This is a genomic window from Actinosynnema sp. NPDC023794 (assembly GCF_040639675.1).
GTDB lineage: Bacteria > Actinomycetota > Actinomycetes > Mycobacteriales > Pseudonocardiaceae > Actinosynnema > Actinosynnema luteola.
Genome location: NZ_JBFAFR010000002.1, coordinates 304,544 through 320,883, shown reverse-complemented (window position 1 = coordinate 320,883; position 16,340 = coordinate 304,544). Strand labels below are relative to the sequence as shown.

16 protein-coding genes are annotated in these 16,340 nt (G+C 71.4%); 3 read left to right on the top strand and 13 right to left on the bottom strand.

Annotated elements, in window-relative coordinates:
* Positions 1-13: 13 nt before the first annotated feature.
* Positions 14-1,120: a dual-specificity RNA methyltransferase RlmN gene (gene rlmN / locus AB0H12_RS06030; protein WP_499621174.1), complete on the bottom strand. Its 1,107-nt coding sequence runs from the start codon at positions 1,118-1,120 to the stop codon at positions 14-16.
* Between the two features lie 132 nt (positions 1,121-1,252).
* On the opposite strand from rlmN, the gene AB0H12_RS06025 reads away from it, so the two are divergent.
* Positions 1,253-1,924 carry a PadR family transcriptional regulator gene (locus AB0H12_RS06025; protein WP_499621172.1) on the top strand — a complete coding sequence of 224 codons (672 nt, stop codon included), beginning with the start codon at positions 1,253-1,255 and terminating at the stop codon, positions 1,922-1,924.
* Between the two features lies 1 nt (position 1,925).
* Here the strand turns inward: AB0H12_RS06025 and AB0H12_RS06020 are convergent, their stop codons facing one another.
* Entirely contained in the window at positions 1,926-2,909 is a 984-nt protein-coding gene (locus AB0H12_RS06020; RefSeq protein ID WP_499621171.1) for an aldo/keto reductase, read from the bottom strand.
* 24 nt (positions 2,910-2,933) lie between these two features.
* Complete coding sequence (locus AB0H12_RS06015; RefSeq protein ID WP_499621169.1) at positions 2,934-3,680, bottom strand: class I SAM-dependent methyltransferase; 747 nt, start codon at positions 3,678-3,680, stop codon at positions 2,934-2,936.
* Between the two features lie 55 nt (positions 3,681-3,735).
* Between AB0H12_RS06015 and AB0H12_RS06010 the strand changes: the two genes are divergently transcribed.
* The gene (locus AB0H12_RS06010) at positions 3,736-4,554 is read left to right on the top strand and encodes a VOC family protein (protein WP_499621168.1); all 819 of its coding nucleotides are present in this window, start codon (positions 3,736-3,738) and stop codon (positions 4,552-4,554) included.
* A 22-nt stretch (positions 4,555-4,576) separates the two neighbouring features.
* On the opposite strand, the gene AB0H12_RS06005 is transcribed toward AB0H12_RS06010, so the two are convergent.
* From AB0H12_RS06005 to rpsB, 5 genes are all read right to left on the bottom strand, one after another.
* On the bottom strand, positions 4,577-5,425 hold the full coding sequence (locus AB0H12_RS06005; RefSeq protein ID WP_499621166.1) for a phosphatidate cytidylyltransferase: 849 nt from the start codon (positions 5,423-5,425) through the stop codon (positions 4,577-4,579).
* Positions 5,426-5,509: 84 nt separating this feature from the next.
* Positions 5,510-6,067, bottom strand: a complete 558-nt coding sequence (frr, locus tag AB0H12_RS06000) for a ribosome recycling factor (RefSeq protein ID WP_230567667.1) — start codon at positions 6,065-6,067, stop codon at positions 5,510-5,512.
* Positions 6,068-6,113: 46 nt separating this feature from the next.
* Complete coding sequence (gene pyrH, locus AB0H12_RS05995) at positions 6,114-6,824, bottom strand: UMP kinase (RefSeq protein ID WP_051772088.1); 711 nt, start codon at positions 6,822-6,824, stop codon at positions 6,114-6,116.
* 139 nt (positions 6,825-6,963) lie between these two features.
* Positions 6,964-7,779 (bottom strand): translation elongation factor Ts, encoded by an 816-nt coding sequence (gene tsf, locus AB0H12_RS05990; RefSeq protein WP_230567668.1) that lies wholly within the window; start codon positions 7,777-7,779, stop codon positions 6,964-6,966.
* 152 nt (positions 7,780-7,931) lie between these two features.
* Positions 7,932-8,798: a 30S ribosomal protein S2 gene (rpsB, locus tag AB0H12_RS05985; RefSeq protein WP_499621165.1), complete on the bottom strand. Its 867-nt coding sequence runs from the start codon at positions 8,796-8,798 to the stop codon at positions 7,932-7,934.
* Between the two features lie 350 nt (positions 8,799-9,148).
* Between rpsB and AB0H12_RS05980 the strand changes: the two genes are divergently transcribed.
* A complete protein-coding gene (locus AB0H12_RS05980) occupies positions 9,149-10,012 on the top strand; it encodes a peptidoglycan DD-metalloendopeptidase family protein (protein ID WP_499621164.1) in 864 nt (287 codons plus the stop codon).
* Positions 10,013-10,633: 621 nt separating this feature from the next.
* Here AB0H12_RS05980 and AB0H12_RS05975 read toward each other — a convergent pair.
* The 5 genes from AB0H12_RS05975 to AB0H12_RS05955 form a co-directional block, all read right to left on the bottom strand.
* Positions 10,634-11,635, bottom strand: a complete 1,002-nt coding sequence (locus AB0H12_RS05975) for a FliA/WhiG family RNA polymerase sigma factor (protein ID WP_499621163.1) — start codon at positions 11,633-11,635, stop codon at positions 10,634-10,636.
* Entirely contained in the window at positions 11,610-12,587 is a 978-nt protein-coding gene (locus AB0H12_RS05970) for a tyrosine recombinase XerC (protein ID WP_499621162.1), read from the bottom strand. Before AB0H12_RS05970 ends, AB0H12_RS05975 begins: the two co-directional genes overlap by 26 nt.
* A 33-nt stretch (positions 12,588-12,620) precedes the next feature.
* Positions 12,621-13,769, bottom strand: a complete 1,149-nt coding sequence (gene dprA / locus AB0H12_RS05965) for a DNA-processing protein DprA (protein WP_499621160.1) — start codon at positions 13,767-13,769, stop codon at positions 12,621-12,623.
* 655 nt (positions 13,770-14,424) lie between these two features.
* Positions 14,425-15,936, bottom strand: a complete 1,512-nt coding sequence (locus AB0H12_RS05960) for a YifB family Mg chelatase-like AAA ATPase (RefSeq protein ID WP_499621159.1) — start codon at positions 15,934-15,936, stop codon at positions 14,425-14,427.
* A complete protein-coding gene (locus AB0H12_RS05955) occupies positions 15,936-16,289 on the bottom strand; it encodes a YraN family protein (RefSeq protein WP_499621158.1) in 354 nt (117 codons plus the stop codon). The genes AB0H12_RS05960 and AB0H12_RS05955 overlap by 1 nt, the downstream gene beginning before the upstream one ends.
* Between the last annotated feature and the right edge of the window lie 51 nt (positions 16,290-16,340).

Genomic DNA, 16,340 nt, shown 5'->3' with positions numbered 1-16,340 from the left:
TCGATCGAGGAAACTAGCCCTCGGCCGCGAGCTGGCCGCAGGCGGCGGCGATCTCCTGGCCCCTCGTGTCGCGCACGGTGCACGCGACGCCCTGGTCGTTGACCCGCCGGACGAACTCGCGCTCCACCGGCTTCGGCGACGCGTCCCACTTCGAGCCCGGCGTCGGGTTCAGCGGGATCACGTTCACGTGCACCAACTGGCCCAAGTGCCGACGCAGCAGCTTGCCCAGCATGTCCGCACGCCACGGCTGGTCGTTGATGTCGCGGATCAGGGCGTACTCGATCGACACCCGCCGACCGGTGCGATCGGCGTAGCCGCGAGCCGCCTCCAGCACCTCGGCCACCTTCCACCGGGTGTTCACCGGCACCAACGTGTCGCGCAGCTCGTCGTCCGGCGTGTGCAGCGAGACCGCCAAGCGGACCTGGAGGTTCTCCTCGGTCAGCTTCCGGATCGCCGGCACCAGACCCACCGTCGACACCGTCACCGAACGCTGGGAGATCCCCAGACCATCCGGAGCCGGGTCGCAGATGCGGTGCACCGCCTCGACCACCCGCTTGTAGTTGGCCAACGGCTCGCCCATGCCCATGAACACGATGTTCGACAGCCGTCCCGGCCCGCCGGGCAGCTCGCCGTCACGCATGGCCGCCGCACCGCGCCGCACCTGGTCCACGATCTCCGCCGTGGACAGGTTCCGGGTCAGGCCGCCCTGACCGGTCGCGCAGAACGGGCACGCCATGCCGCAGCCCGCCTGCGACGAGATGCACAGCGTGGCGCGGTCCGGGTAGCGCATCAGGACGCTCTCGACCAACGTGCCGTCGTGGGCGCGCAGCAACGTCTTGCGCGTCGTGCCGCCATCGGCCTCGACGCTGCGCAGCTCCGTCCACAACGGCGGCATCAGGTCGGTCACCAGGCGTTCCCGCGCGGCGGCGGGGATGTCGGTCATCGCGTCGGGGTCGACGGTCAGCCGGCCGAAGTAGTGGTTCGACAGCTGCGCGGCGCGGAAGGGCTTCTCACCGAGTTCGGCGACGGCCTCTCGACGCTGGTCGGCGGAGAGGTCGGCGAGGTGGCGCGGCGGCAGCCCGCGCTTGGGCGCGTCGAAGACGAGGGGGAGGGCAGTCATAGCGCCCTCCAGTGTCCCACGCGCACGCCGCACCCATGACCACGCCGACTGCGATCGCCATCACCGTTGCATCGCGATACATTCCGATATATCGTCGACACGTCGCAACCGATCGATACGAGGAGCACGAAGATGCGTTTCCACGGACACAGGCACCACGAACACCGGCACCACCGCGAGCACGGCTTCGGTGACCCGCGACAGGGGTTCGGCTTCGGCGGCGGCTTCGGCCCCTTCGGCGGTCCCCCGCCACCGCCCGAGCCGTTCGGCGGCCCCCCGATCCCGCCCGAACCGCCCGGCTTCCGGGGGCACGGCCGGGGACGGGGTCGCGGCGGGAGGCAGCGCAAGGGCAACGTCCGCACGGCGGTCCTGGCGCTGCTCGCCGAACGTCCCATGCACGGCTACGAGATGATCCAGGAGATCTCCGGCCGCACGGACGGCCTCTGGCGGCCCAGCCCCGGCTCGGTCTACCCGACCCTGCAGATGCTGGCCGACGAGGGCCTCGTCGCCTCCACCGAGGAGGCGGGCGGCAAGAAGCTGTTCACGCTGACCGAGACCGGTCGGGACACGGCCGCGAAGCTCGACGGCGCGCCGCCGTGGCAGCAGGTCAACGACGACCTCGACCAGCACGCGGCGAAACTGCGCACGGCGGCACGGCACCTCGGCGCGGCCATGCAGCAGATGGCGCACGCGGGCACGCGTGAGCAGCAGGCGCGGGCCGTCGAGGTCCTCAGCGAGGCCCGCCGCAAGCTGTACGCGATCCTCGGCGAGCTCGACGTCGAGGAAGACGACCCGGAAGAGTGATCTACCAGCGGTCGTGGACCAGCGGCCGGATCAGCGAGTCGTACACGGCCCGCACCTCGTCCCGGTCCTGCGCCGACAACGGCGCGAGGTCCGCGGCGGCCGAGTTGGCCCGAGCCTGCTCGGCGTTGCGCGCGCCGGGGATGACCACGGTGACGCCCGGCTGGTCCACGACCCACCGCAGCGCGAACTGCGCCATGGTCGCGCCGGACGGCACGAGGGCGCGCAGCCGCTCCACCGCCTCCAGCCCGACCTCGAACGGCACGCCGGAGAACGTCTCGCCGACGTCGAACGCGTCACCGTTGCGGTTGTAGTTGCGGTGGTCGTCGGCGGAGAACGTGGTCGACGCGGTGTACTTGCCGGACAGCAGCCCCGAGGCGAGCGGAACCCGGGCGATGATCGCCACGCCCGCTTCCGCCGCCGCGGGCAGCACCCGCTCCAGCGGCTTGAGCCGCAGCGCGTTCAGGATGATCTGGACGCTCGCGACACCCGGCCGGGCGATCGCGGTGAGCGCCTCCTCGACGGTCTCCACGCTCACGCCGTAGGCGGCGACCCGCTTGGCCTCCACCAGCTCGTCGAGGGTGTCGAACACCTCGTCGGTCGAGTAGACCGGCGTCGGCGGGCAGTGCAGCTGGACCAGGTCGAGCGTGTCGACGCCGAGGTTGGCGCGCGACCGGTCGTTCCAGGCCAGGAAGTTCTCGCGGTTGTAGTTCTCCGGCGTCTGGTCGACGCGGCGGCCCATCTTGGTGGCCACCGTGATGCCCGCGTCGCCGCGCTCGCGGAGGAACTTGCCGATCAGCGTCTCGCTGCGGCCGTCGCCGTAGACGTCGGCGGTGTCGAAGAAGTTCACGCCGGTGTCGGCGGCGGCGTGCAGCACCGCCAGCGCGTCGGACTCCTCGACCTGGCCCCAGTCGGCGCCGAGCTGCCAGCAGCCGAGACCGATGACGCCGACCTGCCGGCCGACCCTGCCCGCGTTCCTGTTCTCCACGCCCCGAATCCTAGGTGAGCGCGCTCAGGGCAGCACAATCCCGGCCGGCTTGCGCCTCACGTGGACGCGGTAGCCGACCTCGAACGACAGGCCGGGCGTGCGCGCGATGGCCTTCTCCGCGACCTCCTCGGAGAACTCGATGCGCAACACCGCCTCCAGGTCCGCACGGCGTTCGAACCGCCACAGCGCGCGCACGCGGCGCAACGAGAACCCCTGATCCGCGAAGAACCGCTCCACGTCCACGGGGTTGTAGCGCGGCTCGTCGGCGCACAGCCACGGCCCGTAGGGCTCGGCCAGGCCGTCGAGGTCCACGATCGCGAGCGCGCCGCCGGGCCGCAGCACCCGGTCGGCCTCGCGCATGCCCGGCTCGCAGCCGGGACCGAAGAAGTACGCCGTGCGCGCGTGCACCAGGTCCGCGGTCGCGTCGCGCAACGGCAGGCGTTGCGCGGGACCGGCCACCGCCTCGGCGTTCGGCACGTCCGCCACACGCGCCCGAGCGCGCCGCACCAGCGGAGCGTGCGGCTCGACGCCGATGACCGAGCGCGCGTCCCGCGCGAACACCGGCAGGTGGAACCCGTCACCGCAGCCGACGTCGACCACGTCCCGGCCGGCCCAGTCGCACTGCTCGCGCAGCGTGCGCCAGATGGCGCCGTCCACGTCCTGGGCGCGGTTCTCGACCTCGTAGAGCTCGGGCCAGTGCCAGATGTTCGGGCTCGGCAGGACGTCGACAGGCCGGACAGCGGCCAACGCGGCACGGACGAATCCCTTCACGGGACGACTCTAGAGCCGTAGCGTGATCGAATAGGCGGCTTGCAGGAGGTACGCGGTGTCGATCGTCCCCAATTCTCCCGCTTTGGCCGAGTTGCACCACGGCGCGCCGTGCTGGGTCGACATCGCCACCACGGACCTCCAGGCCACGATCGACTTCTACTCCGGGCTGTTCGGCTGGTACTTCTCCGACGCGGGCGGCAACGCGATCGCCCTGGTGGACGGCGTGCCGGTGGCCGAGCTCGTCGTCGCCGACGAGCCGAGCGCGTGGACGCTCTACCTGAACACGCCGCACGCCCGCGCCACCGCCGAGAAGGCGCACGCGTTGGGCGGTCAGGTGCTCGGCGAGCCGTCGGACACCGTCACCGTGCTCGCCGACCCGACCGGCGCGGTGGTCGGGTTCCGGCACGTTCCACCCGATTGGGTGTTCGGCGCGGACGGGCACGGCGCGTACGCGTGGGCCGAGCTGAACACGCGCGACGGGCACGCCGCGGACGAGTTCTTCCGCGACCTGTGCGGGTACGAGATCACCCAGATCGGTGACGGTCAGGCGGTCGACTACACGATCTGGGCCGTCCACGGGCACACCGTGCTCGGGCGCCAGCGGATGGGCCGGGCGTTCGCGCCGGACACCCCCGCGCACTGGATGGTCTACTTCACGGCCGCGCCGGAGATCGGCACGGACTCGGCCGCGTCCAGGGTGCTCGAGCTGGGCGGACGCGTCACCGTGGAGCCCTACGACACGCCGTTCGGCCGGATCACGGTCGTCGCCGACCACACGGGCGCGGTGTTCTCGGTGATCGACCCGTCCCGCACCACGCCGCTGTCGGAGGAGGAGGCCACCGAAACGCGGGTGGACGACCCCTACGACGACTGAGGCGCGAAGGGCCGCCAGGCGGTCAGACCGCGAACGCGTGCAGCAGCAGCCACGCCACCACGGCGGACGGCAGCAGCGAGTCCATCCGGTCCATCAGGCCGCCGTGGCCGGGCAGCAGCGTGCCCATGTCCTTGATCCCGAGGTCGCGCTTGATCAGCGACTCGACCAGGTCGCCCGCCGTCGCGGTGACGACCAGGGCCGCGCCGAACAGCACGCCCTGCCACCACTGGCCGTCCAGCATCAGGCCGACGGTGAGCGCGCCGCCGACCATGCCCGCCACCATCGAGCCCGCGAAACCCTCCCAGGACTTCTTCGGGCTGATGGTGGGGGCCATCGGGTGCTTGCCGAACAGCACGCCGGCCACGTAGCCGCCGGTGTCGGACAGCACGACGCCGATCAGGAACGCCAGGACGCGGAACACTCCGTCGTCCGGCACGACCAGCATGACCGCGAACGACGCGAACACGGCCACGTAGGCGACCGTGAAGATGGACGCGGTGACGTCGCGCAGGTAGCCGTCCGCGCCGTCCTTGAGCCGCCAGAGCAGGCACACCAGGATCGTCACCACGAACGCGCCCAGCACGCCGCCGCGCTCCTGCGGCCAGGCCAGCCACACCACGGCCTGCCCGCCGACCAGCACGGGCAGCAGGGCCACCCGGATGCCCGCGCCGCGCTTGAGCGCACCCGCCAGCTCGTACGTCGACACGGCGACGGCGACGGCGACGACGCCGACGAACAGCTCCCGCACCGTGAGCAGCGCGACGAGGATGACGGCGCCCAAGCCGACGCCCACGGCGATGGCCGCGGGCAGGTTGCGCCCCGCGCGTGACGCGCTCTTCTCCGGCGCGCCCTGGTCACCGCCGCCTGACACCTGTTGTGCTCCTATCACGGCCGCAGACCGGCCGGGGAAAAGCGCGCGGGCTCGTGGCCCGACCCGCCGAACCGACGTGACCGACTAGACCTCGAGCAGCTCGGCTTCCTTGTGCTTGACCAGCTCGTCGATCTGGGCGACGTAGCGGTGGGTGACGTTCTCCAGTTCCTTCTCGGCCCTGGTGCCCTCGTCCTCGCCGACCTCGCCGTCCTTGACCAGGCGGTCCAGCTCTTCCTTGGCCTTGCGGCGGATGTTGCGGATGGACACCTTGGCGTCCTCGCCCTTGCCCTTGGCGACCTTGACCATCTCGCGGCGCCGTTCCTCGGACAGCTGCGGGATCACCACGCGGATGATCGAGCCGTCGTTGCTGGGGTTCACGCCCAGGTCGGAGTCGCGGATGGCCTTCTCGACCGCGTTGAGCTGGGTGGCGTCGTAGGGCTTGATCACCGCCATGCGCGCTTCCGGGATGGCGACGCTGGCGAGCTGGTTCAGGGGGGTCGGCGAACCGTAGTACTCGACCACGATGCGGGAGAACATCGAGGGGTTGGCGCGGCCGGTGCGCACCGCGGCCAGGTCCTCCTTCGCCACGGACACCGCTTTTTCCATCTTCTCCTCGGCGTCGAGGAGGGTCTCGTCAATCACGACTGACTCCCTTGGTGTGCGCAGTTCGGCTCGAATCCCAGCAGGTCTAGAAGGACGGGCGACCACCGGGGGTGCTCACCAGTGTGCCGATCTTCTCACCGCGCACGGCTCGCGCGATGTTGCCCTCGGTGAGCAGGTTGAAGACCATGATCGGCATGTTGTTGTCCATGCACAGGCTGAACGCGGTCGCGTCGGCGACGTTCAGGCCGCGTTCGAGCACTTCGCGGTGGGTGATGTTGTCGAACATCAACGCGTCCGGGTCGGTCTTGGGATCCGCCGTGTAGACGCCGTCCACGGCCTTGGCCATCAGCACGACCTCGCACCCGATCTCCAGCGCGCGCTGCGCGGCGGTGGTGTCGGTGGAGAAGTACGGCATGCCCGCGCCGCCGCCGAAGATCACCACGCGCCCCTTGTCGAGGTGCCGCATGGCCCGGCGGGGGATGTAGGACTCGGCGATCTGACCCATCGTGATGGCGGTCTGCACGCGGGTCTCGATGCCGTGCTCGCGTTCCAGGAAGTCCTGCAGGGCCAGGCAGTTCATCACGGTGCCGAGCATGCCCATGTAGTCGGCGCGGCTGCGGTCCATGCCGCGCTGCTGCAGTTCGGCGCCGCGGAAGAAGTTGCCGCCGCCGATGACGACCGCGACCTGGACCCCTGTTCGGACGACCGCGGCGATCTGGCGTGAGACGGTCTGCACGACGTCGGGGTCGACGCCGACACCGCCACCGCCGAACATCTCGCCGCCGAGCTTGAGCATCACCCGGCGGTAGCCCTGGATCGGCTCGTCGTCGGCGTGCTCCGCTTTCGCGTGGTCTACCTCTGCGCTCACAGGTACTCCTCTGGACACGGCAAGGGCGGGGTCGCGACGTCTGCGCGCAACCCCGCCCTCACGCGAATCAGGCCTGGCCGACCTCGAACCGGGCGAAGCGGGTCACGGTGACACCGGCCTCGTCCAGCACGGCCTTGACGGTCTTCTTGGACTCCGTCACGGACGACTGCTCCAGGAGCACGACGTCCTTGAAGAAGCCGTTCACGCGACCCTCGACGATCTTGGACAGCGCCGCTTCCGGCTTGCCCTCCTCGCGAGCGGTCTCCTCGGCGATGCGGCGCTCGTTGGCCACCACGTCCGCGGGGACCTCGTCGCGGGTGAGGTAGCGGGGACGCATCGCGGCGATCTGCATCGCGGCGCCGCGGGCGGCGTCGGTGTCGTCGCCGGTGTACTCGACCACCACGCCGACGGCGGGCGGCAGGTCGGCGGCACGGCGGTGCAGGTAGGTGGTCACGGTGCCGTCGAAGATGGCGACCTTGGCCAGCTCCAGCTTCTCGCCGATCTTGGCCGAGAACTCCTGGACGACGGCGTCGACGGCCTTGCCGTCGAGGTCGGTGGCCTTGAGCACCTCGACGTCAGCCGGGCGGGTGGCCTTGGCGACCGCGACGATCCGCGCCGCCAGCTCCTGGAAGTCGGCGTTCTTGGCGACGAAGTCCGTCTCGCAGCGCAGCTCGATCATCACGCCGTCCTCGGCCATGACCAGGCCGTTCGCGGTCGTGCGCTCGGCGCGCTTGTCGACGTCCTTGGCGCCCTTGATGCGCAGGAGCTCGACCGCCTTGTCGAAGTCGCCGTCGGTCTCCTCGAGCGCCTTCTTGCAGGCCATCATGCCTGCGGCGGTCAGCTCGCGGAGGCGCTTCACGTCAGCGGCGGTGTAGTTCGCCATCGTGCGATTTCCGTTCCTTCTGCGGTCTGGTCGTCGGCTCGCTCGCCGACGCGTTTACGCGCTTGGGGGTGGTGCGGTTCCAGCTGTTCAGCGCTGGTCCTGTGCGCACGCCGCGCCCACCGTGATCAGGGCAGGCGCGGCGTGCGGACGGATCAGGACTGGACGGGCTCGCTGCCGTCGGCGGCGGGCGCCTCGGCAGCGGGGGCCTCGGCGGCAGCCGGTGCGGCGGGCGCGTCGGCGCCGACCAGCAGCTCCTGCTCCCACTCGGCCAGCGGCTCGTCGACACCCGGCTCGGGCTTGTCCGCGCCGTCAGCGGCCTTGGTGCGGGCGCCGGAGCGCGCCATCAGACCGGCGGCGGCAGCCTCGGCCACCACCTTGGTCAGCAGCGCGGCGGACCGGATCGCGTCGTCGTTGCCCGGGATCGGGTAGTCGACCTCGTCCGGGTCGCAGTTCGTGTCGAGGATCGCCACGATCGGGATGTTCAGCTTGCGCGCCTCGCCGACGGCGATGTGCTCCTTCTTGGTGTCCACGATCCACACGGCGCTGGGCACCTTGGACATGTCGCGGATACCGCCGAGCGTGCGCTCCAGCTTGTCCTTCTCGCGGTTCATCATCAGGATTTCCTTCTTGGTGAAACCCTGGAAACCGCCGGTCTGCTCCATCGACTCCAGCTCCTTGAGCCGCTGGAGGCGCTTGTGGACCGTGGAGAAGTTGGTGAGCATGCCGCCCAGCCAGCGCTGGTTCACGAAGGGCATGCCGACGCGGAGGGCCTCGTTGGCGATGGCCTCCTGCGCCTGCTTCTTCGTGCCGATGAACAGGATCGAACCGCCGTGCGCGACCGTTTCCCGAACGAACTCGTAAGCCCGGTCGATGTAGGTCAGCGTCTGCTGCAGGTCGATGATGTAGATGCCGTTGCGCTCGGTGAAGATGTAGCGCTTCATCTTCGGGTTCCAGCGACGGGTCTGGTGCCCGAAGTGCACGCCGCTGTCGAGCAGCTGCTTCATGGTGACGACGGCCATGGCCGGGTTCGCACCTCTTCGTTCAGGCGCGCCTGGCGTTGGGCCGGCGCGCGTTCCGGTTGGTCGCGGCGGGCCGGGTCGGACCGCCGCCCTGGTGCCCCTGCCGCCGTCCGAACCGGAGGACGTCTCGCCTCAGGACCGCTGGACGCCGTGACTCGACCACACCGAAACTGGTCGGATCTGCATTGGCACGCGAAGTCGTCCCGCACTCACACGGGCCGCGCTCCGAGTGTACGCCGGTGAGCCGGAGAACCACGAACCGGGCCTGCAGTTGTCCACAGCCCCACGAGTTGTCCACAGGTGAGCCGAAGCCACTGGTAGCCCCCGGTCCCCGCCGGAACGCTGGACCCATGTCTCCCACCATGCGAACACCGCTGGTCCTGACCTTGACAGCGGTGGTGACGCTACCCCTGGCCGCGCTGCCGACGCCCGCGAGGGCCCACCGCGCGCCGCGCTTCGCCTGGCCGCTCGCACCACCGCACCAGGTCGTCCGCGCCTTCGAGGCCCCGGCGACGGAGTACGGGCCCGGTCACCGGGGCGTGGACCTGGCCGCCACCGCGGGCGCCGCCGTCCTGGCCGCCGCGGACGCCGTGGTCGTGCACGCGGGCCCGGTAGCCGATCGAACGGTCGTCTCACTGCTGCACACCGGCGGCCTGCGAACCACCTACGAACCGGTCACCCCGACCGTCCACCGGGGTCAACCAGTACGGCGAGGCGAGCGGATAGGCACCCTGAACCCGGGCCACGAGGGCTGCCCGGCGGAGGCCTGCCTGCACTGGGGCGCGGTCCGAACCACCCCACCCCGATCCCGCACCTACCTCAACCCACTGCACCTGGTGTCCAACGGCCGAGTCCGCCTCCTGCCGAGGCCGGACGACAGCGGTCCCCCACGCGCCCACCCCCGCTCACCCACCAGTCCACCCCTCTACCTGGCCATCCCTGCGACCTGCGCAGCCCTTCTGACCTACCTGCCCCGCACCTCGCCCCACCGCCTCACCAAGCCACCGCCGCGCGGGCCGGGTGCCCCACCCAACCCCTCCCTTCCCGCCACCTCGCCCAAAGCCGGCACCGCACCCACCGCATCACCTCCTCGCCGAGCCCAGCCACCTCCCCTCGCGATGCCGCCGTCCAGCGCGATACCGGGTGTCGGCGATACCGGGACGTCTCCGTGCCGAAGTCGCGGCGGGATAGGAGCTGTTGGGGTTCGGATCTAGGTCGGGCCCGGTGGTGTGCCGGTAGAACACCCACGTGGCGCGTTTCGACCTGACCGATGCCGAGTGGGCGTTGATCGAGCCGCCTGTGCCGGTGGCGGCGACGGGCCGTTGCCGCGTCGGGTGCGGGAGCAGGTCAACGGGATCCTGTGGCGTTCCGCACCGGGTCGGGCCGGCGTGACGTGCCCGAGAGTGTGGGCACTGGTCCACCTCTGCTCCCGGTTCAACGCCTGGGCCAGGGCCGGGGTGTTCCAGAGGTTGATGGACGCGCTGGAGCAGGCGCTGACCGAGGGAAAAGGGCTCCGTTGCCCACACAGCAACAGGTGCTGCGGGTGATGCGTCGCCGCGTTCGTGCTCACGCCCGGCCAGGCAGCGGAAGGCCCGCGGTTCCGGACGGTGCTGGCCCGGGTCCGGGTTCCCGGCCCGACCGGGTGGCGCGGCCTCCGAACCCCGAACAGCTCCTCGTGACCTTCGGGCCGACGACCTTGTTTCCGCGAGCTTGTTTCCGCGAGACCGAGTGTTCCGATCCCGGAGCGGTGCATGCGCGCGTGGGGTTCGCCGATGGCCCGTGGCGGGCGTTCGGCGGTTGGCAGCTGCTGCCGACCGAGCGTCGGCGGAGCCGGGCTAGGCCTCCAGCTGCTCGTTCAGCTTGGTGCGCAGGCGCAGCACCGCCCGGGTGTGCAGTTGGCACACGCGGGACTCCGTGACGCCCAGGACCTTGCCGATCTCGGCCAGCGTCAGGTTCTCGAAGTAGTAGAGGGTGACCACGACGCGGTCCCGTTCGGCGAGCTGGGCGATCGCGTCGGCGAGTTGGCGGCGGCTGTCCTGGTCGACCAGGGTGGCGATCGGGTCCTCCGCGCCCTCGTCGGGCAGGGACTCGGCCAGTGACGAGCCCGCGCCACCGCTGCTGCGGCCTGCGGCGATCAGCTCGTCCAGGGCGACCACGCTGGTGAGCTGGAGCTGGGCGTAGAGCTCGCGCAGCTCACCGAGGCCGATCTTCAGCTCGGCGGCGAGCTCTCGGTCGGTCGGGGTGCGTTGGAGGCGACCGCCCAGGCGTTCCAGGGCGCGTTCGACGTCACGTGCCCGGCTGCGGACCGACCGGGGCACCCAGTCCTGTGAGCGCAGGTCGTCGAGGATCGCGCCTCTGATGCGCTGCATCGCGTACGTCTCGAACTTCAGACCGCGCTCGGGCTCGAACTTCTCGATCGCGTCGACCAGGCCGAAGATGCCGGACTGGATCAGGTCCGCCACGTCGACGTGCGCGGGCAGACCGGTGCCCACCCGACCGGCGACGTACTTCACCAGCGGCGCGTAGTGCAGCACCAGGCGGTCCCGCATGGCCTGCCGACGTGACTCGCCGTAGGTGTGCCACAGCGCGATGATCCCGGCTTCCACGTCGTCCGCGGTGCGCGACTCGGACGCCGCGTGCGCGGGCCTGCCGGGGACCGCCGCGGGACCCGCGTGCCCGTTCGTGCGCGGCGGTTCGGCGGCGACGTGGTGACCGTACGTCCCAGCCGGGGTGCGCGCCGCCGACGAGGTCCCGACGTGCGCGGCGGAGGGAGAGGTCACGGTTGCGGTCCGCGAACCTCCCCCTGCGACGTCAGGAGCGGGGGTGGGTTCGGTCATGGATCGCCTTCAGCCGTTCGACGGTGACGTGTGTGTAGAGCTGAGTCGTTGCGAGCGTAGCGTGACCAAGAAGCTCTTGGACGGTGCGCAGGTCCGCTCCCCCTTCCAACAGGTGCGTGGCCGCGGAGTGGCGTAGGCCGTGGGGCCCGGTGTCGGCCGTCTCAGGTACCGCACCCACTACATCGTGGACAACCCTCCTGGCGGTACGCGGGTCGAGCCGCCCACCACGCGCGCCGAGCAGCAGTGCACGGTGTGAACGGTCGCTGACCAGGGCGGATCGGCCGTGCTCCACCCAGCGCCGTACAGCCCGTTCGGCCGGAACGCCGAACGGCACGGTGCGTTCGCGACTGCCTTTGCCCAGAACCCGAATCACCCTTTGGGAGTAGTCCACGTCGTCGAGGTCGAGACCGCACAACTCGGCGACCCGGACACCAGTTGCGTACAACAACTCCACCACGGCTTGGTCACGCAGCGCAACCGGATCGCCGTGTTCCGCGCCTACTTCGGCAACTGCCATGGCGGCGTCGGCCTGGTCCGGCCGCAGCACGGCGGGGAGGGTCCGGTGGGGGCGGGGCGCGCTGAGCCGCGGGCCGGGGTCGGCGGCGAGCAGGTCGTTGCGGGATGCCCAAGCGGTGAAGGTCCGGGCGGAGGCGGCACGTCGGGCCATCGTCGTCCGGCTCGCGCCGGCGGAGTGCTGGGAAGCCAACCACGACCGCAGGCCCGGCAGGTCGATCGCTTCCACGGTGGCGTTGTCGGGTGTGCCCTCGGCTAAGTGGACCAGCAGGGCGACCACGTCGCCGAGGTACGCGCGCACCGTGTGCGGTGACAGGCCGCGTTCCATCGCGAGGTGGCGTTCGTAGCGGTCCAAGGCCGTCGCCACGTCCGCGGGCAGCGCGCGACGCAGGCGAACCAGGTCGACACGACGTGTCCGAGCGGGCGGCGGCGGGGACATAGCCCCTGACGCTCCGCCCTCAAGCGCTCTTGGTCAAGTATCGCCACGCCAACTCCCGTCCTGGGAGCGCTTCCAACCGCTTTCCGTGCGTTCGGCGAGACTGGCCAGTTCCAATTGCGGCAGCAATGCGCGCACCCTGGCCAACTCGACGCCGGATTCGACGGAGATCGCCTCCGGGCTGTGCCCGAACGTCAGGCCCAGCGCTTCGAAGACCCGCATCGCCTCGCCCTGCGGTGGTCCGGTGTCGGTGTTCCTGGTGGCTTCGACGAGGTCGACGCCGAGCCGTCCGGTCGACTCGATGATCTCGGCGACGCTGGTCACCGGCAACGCGATCCCCGAACGCAGCAGCTCGTGGCAGCCCGACGAGCTGACCGACGTGATCGGCCCGGGGACCGCCATGAGCACCCGGCCGAGCGCCGCCGTCGACGCGGCGGTGTTCTTGGCCCCGCTGCGCTGTCCCGCTTCGACGACCACGGTGCCTTCGGCCAGCGCCGCTATGAGCCGGTTCCGCGTCAGGAACCGGTGGCGCGCGGGCGTGTGGGACGGCGGGTATTCGCTCACCAGCAGCCCTTGGCTCGGAATGCGTTCCAGCAAGGCCCGGTGGCCTGACGGGTAGGCGACGTCGATCCCGCAGGCCAGCACGGCGATCGTCAGCCCGCCCGCCGTGATCGCGCCCCGGTGCGCCGCGCCGTCGATGCCGTAGGCCGCGCCGGACACCACGGTGACGCCGGCCTCGGCCAGCCCGAAGCCGAACTCGCCCGCGACGTGCTGCCCGTAGCCGGAGGCGGCCCGACTGCCGACCACCGCGACGGCCCGCTCGGTGATCGAGGAGAGATCGGCCTCGCCTCGGACCCACAACGCCAACGGCTCCACACCGCACCGCAGACCGTTGGCGGCGGCGATGGCCAGTGCGTTGAAGGGCCAGCGAGGCCACTCGTCGTCCTCGGGGACCAGAAGCCTCCCGCCGACCTTCGCGGCAGCCTCCAAGTCCTGCTCGGCCTGGTCCAACGCCCGCCGTGCCGAGGTCTGGCTGTCGACCCCGGACGGCACCTCCCCGGTCCTGACCAACTCGGCGGCCCGCACCGGCCCGACTTCGGCGACGAACCGCACCAGCGCCGTGGCGGGCGGCTCGGCCACCCGCGACAGGTAGGCCCGGGCCAGCCGGACCTCGTCGGTGTTCACGGCGACCGCCACCATTCGTCGGGGCCGGGGCGCGTGACCGGCGCGAACACCTCGCCGGGCTCAGGCCTTCGCCCCATGTCCGCCTCCGCCGCCACCCGAGCCGCCTTCGACTCGGCCGGCGCCGAGTCGATCCCGCTCCGCACTCCGGAGCCCGGCTCGGAATGCGCACCAGACTCGACCGGGCGGCCCACGAGCCGACTGCCCGCAAGCCAACTGCCCGCAAGGTGGCTGTCCGCAAGGTGGTTGTCCGCAAGGTGGTTGTCCGCAACCCGACTGGAAGCGACCGCGGTCCGCGCCGCTGCGGTGGAGGTGACGTCGGGCGGCATGGCGGGCGAGGTCGGCGAGGTCGACACGGAGGGCGGGGTTGGCGGGACACCAGTCGGGGAGGCCGGCGGTGACGCCCTCGGGGCTGCCGGGTCCGGATCGGGGCCGGCTCCGGTCAGCGCTGAGGGCGGCACGGCCAGGCCCGGCCTGAGCGCCGACCGCGCAGGGTCCACGGACGTGGCCTGGGACGACGCGGACTCCGGCACTGCTGACACCGGGGTTGGGAGTGGGTGGGGAACCGGGGTCGCGTTCGAGGGAGGAGGTGCGGGCAGGGCCGGGGGCAGGACAGTGGTTGGCTGGGTGGGGGTTGGTTGAGTGGTGGTTGGTTCGGTCATGATTTCCTGCGCTCTCGGAACTCCAGGGCGGCGGCCACGTGGTCCGCTGTCGGTTGGTCGACCTCGGCCAGGTCGGCGAGGGTCCAGGCGACTCGCAGGCACCTGTCCGCGCCCCGGCCCGTCAGGGCTCCGGTGGTCAGCGCCCGGTCCAGGACGGTGGTCGCGTGTCCTGGCAGGGCGTACTCCCGCCTGAGGGCGGGGCCTGGGACCTCGGCGTTGGTCAGCCAGCCGTGGGCCGCCCAGCGTTCCGTCGCCCTCGTCCTGGCCTTCTGGACCCGCTCGCGGACGGCGGCTGTCGGTTCCGGTGGGGCGATGTCCGCGTTGCTCATGGCGGTCAGGGGGCGCATCGCCACCCGCAGGTCCACTCGGTCCAGCAGTGGGCCGGAGAGTTTGCTCTGGTAGCGCCTCCGCGCGGCCGGTAGGCACACGCAGTCGATGTCCTTCGGCGGTGCGCAGGGGCACGGGTTGGTCGCCATCACGAGTTGGAACCTGGCCGGGTAGCGGGCGATGCCGTCACGCCTCGCCAGGCGCACCTCGCCCTCCTCCAACGCCGTGCGCAGCGCGTCCAGCTTCGCCGCGCCGAACTCCCTCGTCTCGTCCAGGAACAGCACGCCCCGGTGGGCCCGGCTCATTGCTCCCGGCTTCGCCATGCCGGAGCCGCCGCCTATCAGCGCCACCGTCGACGTGGTCGGGTGCAGCGAGACGAACGGCGGCGTGGCGACCAGCGGGGTCTCCGGGGAGAGCAGACCCGCGATCGAGTGCACCGCCGTGACGCCGAGGGCCTCCTCCGGCGACAACGGCGGCAGGAGGCCGGCCAGGCGTTGGGCCAGCATGGTCTTGCCGGTGCCCGGCGGCCCGGTCAGGAGGATGTGATGACCGCCGGCGGCGGCGACTTCGAGGGCCCACCTCGCCTCCGGCTGGCCGACCACGTCCGCCAGGTCCGGGCCGTCCGGTGGTGGGGCGATGGCGGGCGGGGTGGTGTGGTGCAGGGTGTGCTCGCCGGCCAGCCAGGACAGGACGTCGGTCAGGGTGGTGGCGCCGTGCACGGTCATGCCGGCCACCAGGACGGCTTCGGGCAGCGCGTCCACGGGGACCACCGCCTCCGTCAGGCCCGACCGCTTGGCCGCCAGCAGCGCGGGCAGCACGCCTCGGACGGTGCGGACCCGGCCGTCCAGGGCCAGCTCACCCAGCAGCACGGTGTCGGCCAGGCGTTCGCCCGGGATCGCCTTGGCGGCGGCCAGGACGACGCAGGCGATGGCCAGGTCGTAGCCGGAGCCGTTCTTGGGCAGCGTGGCCGGGGACAGGCCCAGCGTCACGCGTTGGGACGGCCAGTCGTGCCCGCTGTTGCGCACCGCCGCCTTCACGCGGTCCTTCGACTCGTGCAGGGCGGCGTCCGGCAGGCCGAGGAGCTGGGTCTTCACGGTGCCGACACCGACGTCGGCCTCGATCTCCACCGGCACGCCGTCCACGCCGAACAACGCCACCGACCACGTTCGCGCGAGCGCCATCACACACCTCGCAGGTGGTGCAGGCGGACCTTGCCCTCGGGCGGCCACTCGATCGCGATCACGTCGAACCGGACCTCCACGCGCCCGATCCGGTTGGCGCTCAGCCAGCGCAGGGCCGACTTCCGGACCCGCTCCAGCTTGTCCGGCGTCACGGCTTCCAGGGGCGTGCCCCTGCTGGTGCCCGAACGGCACTTCACCTCGACCACCACCAGCCGAGCGCCGTCGGTGGCTATGACGTCCAGCTCGCCGTCGTCGCACCGCCAGTTGCGCGCCAGGATCGACAGGCCCTGGTGCTCCAGGTACCGGCACGCCGCGTCCTCGCCACGCCTGCCCAGGTCGGTTGCCGTGTTCATGTCCCGCTCCTCCGGAATCGGTCTTGGTTCGACCTTGCCGGGGTGGTGGAG

Excerpts from the sequence above, each read along its gene's own strand:
- rlmN (WP_499621174.1), bottom strand. The coding sequence starts at position 1,120 with ATGACTGCCCTCCCCCTCGTCTTCGACGCGCCCAAGCGCGGGCTGCCG.
- AB0H12_RS06025 (WP_499621172.1), top strand. The coding sequence starts at position 1,253 with ATGCGTTTCCACGGACACAGGCACCACGAACACCGGCACCACCGCGAG.
- pyrH (WP_051772088.1), bottom strand. The coding sequence starts at position 6,824 with ATGCTCAAGCTCGGCGGCGAGATGTTCGGCGGTGGCGGTGTCGGCGTC.
- tsf (WP_230567668.1), bottom strand. The coding sequence starts at position 7,779 with ATGGCGAACTACACCGCCGCTGACGTGAAGCGCCTCCGCGAGCTGACC.
- rpsB (WP_499621165.1), bottom strand. The coding sequence starts at position 8,798 with ATGGCCGTCGTCACCATGAAGCAGCTGCTCGACAGCGGCGTGCACTTC.
- AB0H12_RS05980 (WP_499621164.1), top strand. The coding sequence starts at position 9,149 with ATGTCTCCCACCATGCGAACACCGCTGGTCCTGACCTTGACAGCGGTG.
- AB0H12_RS05975 (WP_499621163.1), bottom strand. The coding sequence starts at position 11,635 with ATGACCGAACCCACCCCCGCTCCTGACGTCGCAGGGGGAGGTTCGCGG.
- AB0H12_RS05970 (WP_499621162.1), bottom strand. The coding sequence starts at position 12,587 with ATGTCCCCGCCGCCGCCCGCTCGGACACGTCGTGTCGACCTGGTTCGC.
- AB0H12_RS05960 (WP_499621159.1), bottom strand. The coding sequence starts at position 15,936 with ATGGCGCTCGCGCGAACGTGGTCGGTGGCGTTGTTCGGCGTGGACGGC.
- AB0H12_RS05955 (WP_499621158.1), bottom strand. The coding sequence starts at position 16,289 with ATGAACACGGCAACCGACCTGGGCAGGCGTGGCGAGGACGCGGCGTGC.